This is a genomic window from Terriglobales bacterium (genome assembly GCA_035457425.1).
GTDB lineage: Bacteria > Acidobacteriota > Terriglobia > Terriglobales > Acidobacteriaceae > JACPNR01.
On sequence record DATIBR010000037.1, the window covers coordinates 1 to 11,790 of the forward strand.

Genomic DNA, 11,790 nt, shown 5'->3' on the forward strand with positions numbered 1-11,790 from the left:
CGCGCTCCTCGATGAAGTCGAGCGTGACCTGCACGCGGCGCCCGCCGAGCTGCACCTCGCTCAGCTCGAGCGGATGGTGCAGCTCGTAGCTCGTCAGTACCAGGCGTCCGAGGTCGGTGGAGTCGTCGAAGATCTGATCCACGGTCTGGCCGAGCATGGCGCCGCGCGGCTTGCCGACGAAGGACTCGACCGAGGCCGAGACCAGCACCGCGCGGCCGTCGCGCGTGAACAGCATCAACCCGTCCTGCAGGTTGGCCATGATCTGGTCGAGGTTCTCCTTCAAGGCGGAGAAGACCTCCTGCACGTCGCGCATCTTCTGGCCGAGGCGGTTCAGCTTGGTGGTGACGACGCCGACTTCGTCGTTGCGCGGGGCCGAGTCGGCGGCTTCCTCCGCCGTCTCCGCCTGGATCTGGCCGGCGGAGAGCTGGTCGAGGCGGCGCGCGATCGCTTCCAGCGGATGCAGCGCCACGTTCGACACGATGGCGGCGAGGATGAGCGAGGCGAAGATGGCGATGCCGGAGAACAGCAGCGCGCGGTCCATCTGCGGCTGCAGCTCGCTCTTCAGGAAGACGGTCGAGACGCCCACGCGGATGGAGCCGAAGGGCTTGCCGTTGCGCTCGAGCGCGATCTGCACCTCGTAGACCTTGGGGGCGCCGTAGATGACCTGGAGCTGGCGGCGGATGCCGCCGTCGCGGATCTTCAGGAACTCCTCGCGCGCGGGGAGGGTGGCGCCGATGGCCTGCGCGTCGGAGTGCAGCAGCGCGCGGCCGTTGTGGTCGGCGATGGCGACGTCGTAGATGGTGGGCGAGTAGCCCACGATGGACTCGATGAGCGAGTTCACGCCCGGATCGGTCTCGAGCGATTCCTGGATGAGCGCGTCGACGTCGTTGGGATCGCGGGTGCGCAGGCGCGGGTCGTTCAGGTCCTGCGTGAGCGCCTCGCGCGTGGCGTGGAACACCTGGTGCGCCACGAAATCGCCGCTCTCGTAGGCTTCCGCGATGCGGTTCTGCACCAGCCGCGAGATGTAGACGGAGGAGAGCGTGGCCACCACGGCCACCACCATGCCGCTGATGGAGAGCACCAGCTTCGTCTTGAGGCGCAGCCGGGGAAACATCATGGGTTCGGCCAGCTTACTCTAGGTGCCGGTCTCGGCCGCCGCGACGCTGTGCGCGTTGTACTCCTTCAGCTTGTTGTGCAGCGTCTTGAGGCTGATGCCGAGGATCTCGGCGGCGCGCGTCTTGTTGTTGTTGGTGGATTCCAGCGTCTTGAGGATGAGCTGCTTCTCCGCCTCCTCCACGGTCGTGCCCACGCCCAGGCGGATGCTGTTGGCGTCCGACACCGGGACCTTGGTGAGCTGGCTGCCGAAACCCGGCGGCAGGTGCCGCGGCTCCACCGTCGCGCCCTCGCACACGATGACCGCGCGCTCCAGCGTATTGCGCAGCTCGCGCACGTTGCCCGGCCAGGAGTACGACTGGAACAGGTGCGTCACCGGTTCGCTCACCGCGCTGACGTTGCGGCCGTGCTTCTCGCACACCTGCGCGAGCAGCGCTTCCGTCAGCTGCGGCAGGTCTTCCTTGTGGTCGCGCAGCGGCGGCATGTGGATGTTGAAGACGTCCAGACGGTAGTAAAGGTCCTGGCGCAGCTCGCCGCGCGCGACGGCGTCTTCGGGCACCTTGTTGGTCGCGGCCAGCACGCGGACGTCGACCGGCGTCTCGACCTTGCTGCCCAGGCGGCGCAGCTTGTGGTCTTCCAGCACGCGCAACAGCTTCGCTTGCGTGCCGGCGGGCATCTCGCCGATCTCGTCGAGCAGCAGCGTGCCTTCTTCCGCCAGCTCGAAGCAGCCGGCGCGGCGCTCGAGCGCGCCGGTGAAGGCGCCCTTCTCGTGGCCGAAGATCTCGCTCTCGATCAGCGTCTCCGGGATGGCCGAGCAGTTGATGGCGACGAACGGCTTCGACTTGCGCGGGCTCAACTCGTGGATGGCGCGCGCCACCATCTCTTTGCCCGTGCCGCTCTCGCCCGTGATCAGCACCGAGGCGGTCGACGGCGCGACCTGCTCGATGAGGTGGAAGATCTCCTGCATGCGCTTGGAGCCGCCGACCAGCGCGCCCAGCACGCCGGTGTCGCGCAGCCGGCGGCGCGTGACTTCCAGCTCGCGCTCGGTGGTGCGCTGCTTGGCCGCATGCGTCAGCAGGTCGCGCAGCCGCTGCGGGTCGATGGGCTTCTCGATGTAGCTGTAAGCGCCGATGCGCCCGGCTTCGAAGCCGATCTCGCCCGAGCCCTGCGCGGTCACCAGGATGGCCATCACCGGCGTGGAAGTCTCGGCCACGCGCTCCAGCAGCTCGAGGCCGTTCATGCGCGGCATCTTCAGGTCGGTGATCACGATCGAAGGCTGCCACGCGATGACCTTCTCCAGGCCCTCGACGCCGTCCTTCGCTGTCTCGGTGCGGTAACCCCAGGCGCCGACCAGCTCCGCCAGCCCGGCGCGTTCGTTCTCTTCGTCTTCGACGATCAGGATCTTTTCTTCTGCCATACGGGACGCTCAGACCCGCCAAGAAGGGCGGGGAACTTTAAAGACTGCCGGGGCCGATGTAGCAATTAGGATGCGCGCCGGTCGTCCGTAGTCACTTTCGTAGAACTTTATCGCGAAAGCCTAGTGTACTAAGTGGTTAACAAAGCCAGGGAAAAATTTCCAAACTGGGCAATAGACGCAAGGAGCTCCTATCAGCATCTCAAGCGGACAGGCCCGAAGTCCACCAAGAGAGAAGAGATTCTGAGCAAGCCGTCCGACGGCGGGGCCGGATCCACAGGAGGATAGCAATGAAGAAGTGGTTGGTTCTGGGATTGGGCATCGCAGTGCTGAGCTGGGCGGCGATGGCGCAGACCTCCGCCACGAGCCAGACGCAGGGCTCGAGCGCGACCGGGGCGAGCGCCACCGCCGCGCCCTCGGGTGCGGATGCCAACGCGAACAGCAATACGTCCGCCACGCAGGACGTCAATGCCGCGCAGGGACAGAGCTCGACGACCGGCAAAGCGGCCGGCAGCGCGCAGGGCGCGGCCAACGCCGGCGCGGGCCCGAGCGGCGCCAACGCCGGCTTGGCCAGTGGCACCGCCATCAACGCCAAGCTGACCAAGTCACTGGACAGCAAGAAGGCCAAGGTGGGCGACGCCGTGGAAGCCAAGACCACCTCCGACGTGAAGTCGGAAGGGAAGACGGTGCTGCCCAAGGGCTCGAAGCTGCTGGGCAAGGTGACGCAGACCTCGGCGCGCGCCAACGGCGACGCGCAGTCGTCGATCACCATCCTGTTCGACCGCGCGGTGCCGAAAGGCGGCGGGGCAGAGATCCCGTTGAGCCTGACCATCCGCGCGCTGGCGGCGGCGCAGCCGGCGTCCACGATGAACAATGACGACATGATGGGGAGCGGCAGCGGGATGGGCAGCTCCTCGGCTGGCGGCCCGATGGGCCCGGCCCCGAGCGGCGGCCCGGCCGGGACCGGCGGCGTGGGTTCCACGGTAGGCGGCGTCGGCTCAACGGTCGGCGGCGTGGCCGGAGGCGTGGGCTCCACCGCAGGCGGCGCCGTCGGCTCCACCACCGGCGCCGTGGGCAGCACGGTCGGCTCCACCACCGGCCAGGTGGGTACTTCTGCTACGGGTACGCTGGAAGCGGGCTCGCGCGGCGCGATCGGCATGCCCGGCATCACCCTGAACCAGGCGGCGAACAGCAGCTCGGGCGTGGCGATCAACTCGACCGAGAAGAGCGTTCACCTCGACAGCGGGACGCAGCTGGTCCTGGAAGTCTCGGGCGGGGCGAACCAATAAGCCACTAAACGCCTGAAAAATAAAGAACGAGGGCTTTGCACTCCGACCGGGTTGCCGTATAATCGGCGTTCGGTCGGAGTTTTGTTTCTCCGCCTGCTGTCCGGCCCGAATCCCCTGAGTTCTGTAAACCCAGCTGTTCCCTGGTCTTATCTACAGTTTCCGGAGGGTGCATACATGCAAACTCGCAAACAGGGTTTCATCCGTCGTCTCCTGGTCGGCATAGCCGTCTTCGCCTTCGCGATGGCGTTCACGGCGGCGGCGCAGGCGCAGGATGAACTGCCCGCCCCGCGTGCCGAGGTCTTCGTGGGCTACTCCTACTACGACCCCGGGGCTGATGTCCCCGGCATCGCAAAGGGGTTCAACAGCGCGGTGACTTGGAATTTCAATAAGTACGTCGGCGTCACCTTCGACACCAGCGGCCACTGGTCCGACGATGTCAACGCCGGCAACTTCGGCTTTGGCCCGACCGTCCGGCTGCCGATCGACCGCTTCACGCCGTTCGCGCATGCTCTGCTGGGCTTCCAGCGGATCTCGCCGCTCGGCTTCGAAGACACCGGCTTCATGGCCGCGCTGGGCGGCGGTTTCGACCTGCGGCTCACCAAGCTGTTGAGTTGGCGTATCATCCAGGCCGACTACGTACACGCCAACCACGATTTCGGCGGCGGGGGCGACGATTTGAACGGCGCCCGCATCTCCGGCGGCATCGTCTTCAACCTCGGCAGCCTCGAGCCTCCCACGCCGCCTTCGGCCTCGTGCAGCGCGAGCCCGACGCAGGTGATGGAAGGCGAGCCGGTCACGGTGACGGCGACGCCCAGCGGCTTCAACCCGAAGCACGACCTGAGCTACAACTGGTCGTCGACCGGCGCGCAGGTCTCCGGCACGGGCGCGACCGCGACCATCGACACCAAGGGCATGGCGGGTGGCAACTACACCGCCAACGCCACCATCACCGACACCAAGAAATCCTCGCAGACGGCGAACTGCGCGGCGAACTTCACGGTCACCGACCGTCCGAAGAACCCGCCGCAGATCAGCTGCTCGGCCAATCCTGGCACGGTCCAGTCGGGCCAGCCTTCGACCATCTCCTGCACCTGCACCAGCCCGGACGGCGCGCAACTGCAGCCGCTGGCCTGGACGACCAGCGCGGGAACGGTCGCCGGGGAAGGCATGAACGCCACGCTCTCCACCGAGGGCGCGGGCGCCGGCGCGATCACGGTGACGGCGACGTGCACGGACGCGCGCGGCCTCAGCAGCTCGGGCACCGCGAACGTGAACGTGGAAGTGCCGCAGAAGATCGAACCCAGCAAGATCAACGAGTGCTCCTTCGTGAACAAGGCGAAGCCCGCCCGCGTGGACAACGCGTGCAAGGCGGCGCTGGACGACGTGGCCCTGCGCCTGCAGCGCGACGCCGACGCGAAGGCGGTCATCGTGGGTCAGATGGACGCGAACGAGAAGCCCAAGAACGTGGCCGCTCAGCGCGCCCTCAACACCAAGGACTACCTGGTCAAGGAAAAGCAGATCGACGAGTCGCGGCTCGAGACCCGCAGCGGCATGGACGGCGGGCAGCGTGTCGAGATCTACCTTGTCCCGGCCGGCGCCACCTTCGACGAGGCGAATACCACAGTGGTAACCGCCCCTGCGAAGAAGAAGCGCTAGCCGCACTCGGAAGTCGGGTTACAATCTGGCCGGTAGGACGATGGTCCTGCCGGCCATTTTTTTATACTGCCGTAATCTGTCCTCGCCCACACGGCTATGGCATCGTAACGAGTGACGTGCAAAGTCCCATTTGGGTGTCCTGGCCGCACCAGAAGGTGTTGAAACAATGGCATCCCGGTTCCGCAGCCCCTGGCATTCGGTTCCCCTGGTCCTGATGCTCTCGCTTCTCGTGGCCCTGCCGCTGGCGGGGCAGGAGTTCACGTGGAAGGCGATCGGTCCGGATGGCGGCGACGTCCGCAGCCTGACCTACGACCCGCTCAATCCCGACCGCATCTACCTCGGCACCAGCGCCGGCCGGCTGTTCGTCTCCAACGACAACGGCGACAGCTGGGCGCGCTTCGCTTCGCTCGGCGGGCACGACTACGTGCTCGACAACATGGTCATCGACCCCGTCTCCGGCGCGATGTACGTGGGCGCCTGGAGCGTGGAGAACAACGAAGCCGGCGACGTCTTCCGCTCCACCGACGGCGGCAAGACGTGGGAGCCGCTGAAAGGCCTGCACGGCAAGTCGGTGCGCGCGCTGGCGCTCTCGGCCTCGAACCCGAAGGTGCTGGCGGTCGGCGCGCTCGACGGAGTGTTCCGCACGACCAACGGCGGCAATACCTGGGAACGCCTCTCGCCGCCCAATCATCCCGAGATCCGCAACATCGAGTCGGTCGCCATCGACCCCACGGATCCCGACGTCGTCTACGCCGGCACGTGGCACCTGCCGTGGAAGACTTCCGACGCGGGCAGGACCTGGCAGCACATCAAGCAGGGCGTCATCGACGACTCCGACGTGTTCTCCATCATCATCAGCCACGCGGATCCGAAGACGGTGTACATCAGCGCTTGCTCGGGCATTTACAAGAGTCAGGACGCCGGCAACCTGTTTCGCAAGGCGCAGGGCATCCCGTTCTCAGCGCGCCGCACCCGCGTGCTGATGCAGGACCCGAAGCATCCCGAAACGGTGTATGCCGGCACCACCGAAGGCTTGTGGCGGACCGAAGACGGCGGCCAGACGTGGAAGCGCATCACCGCGGCCAACCTCATCGTCAACGACGTGCTCATCGACCCGCGCAACCCGGCGCGCGTGCTGATGGCCACCGACCGCTCCGGCGTGCTCGCCAGTTCCAACGCGGGCCAGACGTTCACCCAGTCGAACCGCGGCTTCGCGCACCGCCAGGTCGCGGCCGTGCTCGCGGACCGCAACGACTCGAGCACCGTCTACGCCGGCCTGATCAACGACAAGGAGTTTGGCGGCGTCTTCGTCTCGCGCGACTCCGGCGCGACCTGGCTGCAGGTCGCGAACGGCCTGGGCGGGCGCGACGTCTTTAGCCTGCGCCAGGCGGAGAGCGGCAAGATCATCGCCGGCACCAACAGCGGCATCTTCCTCTACGACCCGCGCACGATGTTCTGGCAGAGCATCAATCATGCCGTCTTCGAGCGCAAGGTCACGACCGCGAAGAAGGTGCGCGGCAAGAAGGGCAAGCTCACCACCGTGCCCGAGACCACGACCAGGACGGAGGCGCGCGAGTTGAAGGCGCGCGTCAACGAGATCGAGGTGGCGTCGGGCCTGTGGTACGCCGCGACCTCCACCGGGCTGTTCCTGAGCGCGAATGACGGCCGCAGCTGGCACAATCTTCCCATTGAAGGCGAGACCGAGATCGTCTCGGTCGGCGTGGGCCACAACGCGGAAGGCCGCGTGCTCGCGGCCGCGGCGCCGAGCCGGCTCAACGTCTCGCTCGACGGCGGGCTGACGTGGTACGCCGCGAAGACGCCGAACTTCATCGCCCCCATCACCGGCACGACCATCGACAGCAACGGCGCCATCTGGATCACCACGCGCGTCGGCGCCTTTCGCTCCACCGACGCCGGCGACACCTGGCGGCATGAGTCGGCGCCGACCGGCAACCTGGTGCACGTAGCCTACGACGCCGACGGCGGGCGCATGCTCGGCATCGACCGCAAAGGCGCCGTCTTTCAGACCACGCCCTCCGATCCGCGCTGGAAGCGCATCGGAGAAGCGGGCTGGATGTTGCGCGGGCTCAGCGCCTCGCGCGGCAACCTGTTTGCCGCGACCGCCTTTGACGGCGTCGTGACGCAGGCCACCCCCGACCAGCAGCGCGCGGCGCGCAATGCCGTCGGTGGCACCCGGTAGTCCACCTCCTTCCTCCTTCCTTTGGGCCGCCCGCAGCGGGCGGCCCTTTCTTATTGCGGGTAGAAATTACCGCTTCGCTGCGAGGGTACAGCTCGTAAGTGACTGAAATTAAAGTAGAAGGATTGGCAGGAGGGGTGCTGAAAGCAGAGTAGCGCCTTCGTCCAGGGACCAACTATGCGAAAGACACTGGTTTTGACAACGATTCTGGCTGCGCTCCTGATGCTCGCGCTGGCGGGCTGCGGAAGCCAGCCCAGCAACGCGGAATCTTCCGAGAACGCGCAGCAACTGCCCTTCGGCGGCAGCGATGACAAGGGCCTGTTCGGCATTGCGCGGGCGAGCGAACCGCTCATCCTTCCCGCCGGGACGCCGGTGGTAGTGCGGCTGCAGCAGACCGTCTCGAGCACCACGGCGGGCACCGGCGATCACTTCTCCGCCGTGCTCGACCAGCCCCTGATGGTGGGCGACAAGATGGTGGCGCCCAAGGGCGCCGAAGTCGTGGGCCAGGTGGTGGCGGTGCGCAAGTCGGGCCGGCTGCACAACTCCGGCTACCTGCGCCTTGCGCTCGTCAGCGTGAACATTCAGGGTCGCGAGACGCCGGTGAGCAGCTCCAGCGTCTATGCTTCGGGCGGCCGCTACACCAAGCGCAACCTCGCCTTCATCGGCGGCGGTGCGGGCGGCGGCGCGCTCATCGGCGCACTCGCCGGCGGTGGCAAGGGCGCCTTGATCGGCAGCTTGATCGGCGCCGGTGCCGGCACGGGCGCGGCCTATGCCACCGGCAAGAAGGACGTGGCCTTCCCGGTGGAGCGTCGCTTGACGTTCCGGCTCACGCAGTCGGTGAACGCGGGGCGCGGGTAGGCCCATTTCGGGATCCGACATCCGGCTTTCCCGATTTGGTGCTTCTCTCCTTTCACTGATTTAGCTACCATTCCCGTAGTTGGCTCCCGATATGGGAGCCGACTCTGGGAGTGGGAACCCACTCCTCACCCCCCGATTCTCCCCACATCACAACTGTTTCGAGCGACTTAGGGCGTGCCGTCTCGTTTCGGCACGGGAACTGCATTGTTACGCCTGAGAGGAAACGGCAAAGGAGCGTGCCATGGCCGCAACCAAGGTGGTCCGGGTGGAGGATCCGCCGCATGCGCGGGCGGAGGCGGAGCTGCTGAACGTCCTGATCGTGGAGGAGGAGCGCGAGACGCGCGAGCTCTGCACGCAGGTCGCGCAAGAGACCGGTTTTCACATCCACGTGGCCGGCGACGCGCTTACCGCGTACGAGATGCTGGAGCAGCAGGCCATCGACGTGGTGCTGCTCGCCTTGCGCTCGCCCGATGGGTCCGCGCTCGAGGTGCTGGGAGAGATCAAGCAGCGCCGCCCCCAGGCCGAGGTCGTGCTGATGACCGGGCTGGGCACGGTGCAGAGCGCGGTGCAGGCGATGCGCTTCGGCGCCTACGACTACCTGAGCAAGCCGTTCGAGCACGAAGACCTGCGCCTGCTGCTGGAGCGCGTGAAGCAGCACGTGCGCATCCTGAGCGAGAACCGCCTGCTGCGCGAGAAGCTGCGCTCCAAGCGCGGCTTTGCCAACCTGGTGGGGAACGCCCCCGAGATGGAGAAGCTCTACCGCATCATCTCCAAGGTAGCGATGAGCTCACATCCGGTGCTCATCCTGGGCGAGAGCGGGACGGGGAAGGAGCTGGTGGCGCGCGCCATCCACTCCTCCGGTCCCAACTGCGACAAGCCGTTCCTGCCGGTGGACTGCAGCTCGCTGGTGCCGACGCTGATCGAGAGCGAGCTGTTCGGGCACGTGAAGGGCGCCTTCACCGGCGCCAACAACGCCAAGCAGGGACTGCTCGAGATCGCGCGCGGCGGCACTGTGTTCCTCGATGAGATCGGCGAGCTGCCCATCGACCTGCAATCGAAGCTTCTGCGCGCGCTGCAGGAAAGCGAGATCCGCCCGGTGGGCGGGACGCGGCGCATCCCCATCGACGTGCGCATCCTGGCGGCGAGCAACCGCGACCTCGAGACCATGTGCGCGCAGGGCCAGTTCCGCAAGGACCTGTTCTACCGCCTCAACGTGGTCAAGCTCCGCGTGCCGGCGCTGCGCGAGCGCAAGCAGGATATCCCACTGCTGGTGGGCGCGTTCCTGGAGCGCATCTCGCGCCAGAGCGGCATCGAGCGCACCATCAGCGACGACGCCCTGCGCCGCCTGCTCGCGTACGACTGGCCGGGGAACGTGCGCGAGCTGGAGAACTGCCTGGCGCGGAGCTGCGCGCTCAGCTCCGGCCCGACCGTGCACCTGGGCGACCTCTCCACCGCGTTGCAGAACGCGGCCGTGACGTCGCCGGAGGTCCCGCCCGCGCGCGACGGCCTCGACATCGTGCCCCTGGCCGAGCTGGAGAAGCAGGCCATCCTCAGCACCATCCGCACGCTCAACGGCGACAAGCTGGAGGCGGCGCGCCGGCTCGGCATCGGCAAGACCACGCTCTACCGCAAATTGAAGGAGTACGGCACCCAGTTCTGAGCCCCAACCTAAGGCGACAAGGACGGCCGGCCTGAGACAACTCCGCCAGCAGCAGCCCACTCTCACCTAGGTACGTAGCCAGCTCCCCTCTGGCCAAGGTGACCCTCTATGCTTTGGACTATCTTTGCGATCCTGTTGATCCTGTGGCTGCTCGGCTGGGGCTTCCACGTTGCCGGCAACCTGATCCACCTGCTGCTGGTGATCGCCCTTATCGTCGCGGTGATCAACCTCGTGACGGGCCGACGCACCGTCTGACCATCGACACACGGCACGATTTTCTCGCCGGCTGACCGCCGGCTCTGATCGCGCGCGGCGGCTTGCTGCCCGAGCCGCCACGTGCGAACTGCATTTGCTCTCCAGCGGCCGCGCTGTGGCCGCATCGGGCGCGCCCTCGCCGGCGCGCGAGGCATCCTGCCTTCTGCTGCTCACAATCTAACCTCTTACGTTTGGGCCCCGCTTCCGGCAATCCCTGGATCACCGGTATCCCGCATGTCGACTGCGTTGAAGTTTCCCCTGGAACGTCCCGACGAACCAACGCCGGTAGCCAACATCGAGGTGGCGCGTCGCGTCGCCGAGTTGGGCGAGTGGTTCCATAACCTCGACCTGGGCGGGGTCCGCACCGCGCCCAATCACTTCCTGGGCGACTTTCCCAACGTCAAGTGGAAGCACATCGCGCCCGCGCTGCCCGAGGACCTGACGGGCGCGACCGTGCTCGACGTCGGCTGCAACGGCGGCTTCTACTCTGTCGAGATGAAGAAACGCGGGGCGGCTCGCGTGCTTGGCATCGACGTGGACGACCGCTATCTCGAGCAGGCGCGCTTCGCCGCCCAGACCCTCGGCCACGACATCGAGTTCGAGAAGCGCTCGGTCTACCACGTGGACCAGGTCCCCGGGCAGTTCGACTACGTCTTCTTCATGGGAGTGCTCTACCACTTGCGTTACCCGCTGTACGCGCTCGACTTGCTCGTCACCAAGCTCAAGCCGGAGGGCCGGCTGGTCTTCCAGACGATGGTCCGCGGTTCCGAAGACGTGGCGGAGTGGAACCACGACTACCACTTCTGGAAGAAGAACATCTTCGACGACGCGCGCTGGCCGGCGGCCTATTTCATCGAGCACAAGTACGCGGGTGACCCGACGAACTGGTGGATCCCGAACCGCGCCTGTGCCGAGGCGATGCTGCGCTCGGCCGGCCTGGAGATCGTCGACCACCCCGAGTCGGAGACCTGGATCTGCGCGCCGGGCGCCATCCGGCCGCGCGACGAGCGCTCCGTGCTGGAGCTGGAATTGGCGGGCGAACTGTAGGCGACTGCAAACAGGAGAGAGCAAGCCGGATGGTCGAAGCGGTCATGCTGTGGAACGAGCCCAATAACCTCTCGCATTGGGACTTCAGGATCGACCCGGACTGGAAGATGTTCGCGGCCATGGCGCGCGCGGGCGCGGCCGCCATCCGGCGCGTCAATCCGGAGCTGCCCATCGTGCTGGGCGGCATCTCGCCCATTGACCCGAACTTCGTCCAGCTGATGAAGACGCACGGCGTGCTCGACGCGGTCGACATCGTCGCCGTCCACGGCTTTCCGCTCGATTGGAACCACTGGCAGATCCA

At 66.7% G+C, this 11,790-nt stretch carries 10 protein-coding genes; 8 read left to right on the forward strand and 2 right to left on the reverse strand.

The annotated features are described in order from the left end of the window. Together VLA96_03080 and VLA96_03085 are read right to left on the reverse strand one after the other, a co-directional pair. A partial coding sequence (locus tag VLA96_03080; protein HSE48171.1) for a hypothetical protein occupies positions 1 to 1,117 on the reverse strand: 1,117 nt, incomplete at its 3' end. An 18-nt stretch (positions 1,118 to 1,135) separates the two neighbouring features. Continuing rightward, positions 1,136 to 2,530 (reverse strand): sigma-54 dependent transcriptional regulator, encoded by a 1,395-nt coding sequence (locus VLA96_03085; protein HSE48172.1) that lies wholly within the window; start codon positions 2,528 to 2,530, stop codon positions 1,136 to 1,138. A gap of 287 nt (positions 2,531 to 2,817) precedes the next feature. On the opposite strand from VLA96_03085, the gene VLA96_03090 reads away from it, so the two are divergent. From VLA96_03090 to VLA96_03125, 8 genes are all read left to right on the forward strand, one after another. Continuing rightward, entirely contained in the window at positions 2,818 to 3,816 is a 999-nt protein-coding gene (locus tag VLA96_03090) for a hypothetical protein (protein ID HSE48173.1), read from the forward strand. A gap of 174 nt (positions 3,817 to 3,990) precedes the next feature. Beyond that, positions 3,991 to 5,472 carry a hypothetical protein gene (locus VLA96_03095; GenBank protein ID HSE48174.1) on the forward strand — a complete coding sequence of 494 codons (1,482 nt, stop codon included), beginning with the start codon at positions 3,991 to 3,993 and terminating at the stop codon, positions 5,470 to 5,472. Positions 5,473 to 5,686: 214 nt separating this feature from the next. Continuing rightward, entirely contained in the window at positions 5,687 to 7,672 is a 1,986-nt protein-coding gene (locus VLA96_03100) for a hypothetical protein (GenBank protein ID HSE48175.1), read from the forward strand. 192 nt (positions 7,673 to 7,864) lie between these two features. Beyond that, positions 7,865 to 8,527 (forward strand): hypothetical protein, encoded by a 663-nt coding sequence (locus VLA96_03105; GenBank protein ID HSE48176.1) that lies wholly within the window; start codon positions 7,865 to 7,867, stop codon positions 8,525 to 8,527. Positions 8,528 to 8,768: 241 nt separating this feature from the next. After that, positions 8,769 to 10,187: a sigma-54 dependent transcriptional regulator gene (locus VLA96_03110; protein ID HSE48177.1), complete on the forward strand. Its 1,419-nt coding sequence runs from the start codon at positions 8,769 to 8,771 to the stop codon at positions 10,185 to 10,187. A gap of 108 nt (positions 10,188 to 10,295) precedes the next feature. Continuing rightward, positions 10,296 to 10,442, forward strand: a complete 147-nt coding sequence (locus tag VLA96_03115; GenBank protein ID HSE48178.1) for a lmo0937 family membrane protein — start codon at positions 10,296 to 10,298, stop codon at positions 10,440 to 10,442. A gap of 246 nt (positions 10,443 to 10,688) precedes the next feature. Next, on the forward strand, positions 10,689 to 11,489 hold the full coding sequence (locus VLA96_03120) for a TIGR04290 family methyltransferase (protein ID HSE48179.1): 801 nt from the start codon (positions 10,689 to 10,691) through the stop codon (positions 11,487 to 11,489). A 29-nt stretch (positions 11,490 to 11,518) separates the two neighbouring features. Continuing rightward, on the forward strand, positions 11,519 to 11,790 hold a 272-nt coding region (locus VLA96_03125; GenBank protein ID HSE48180.1), incomplete at its 3' end, for a hypothetical protein.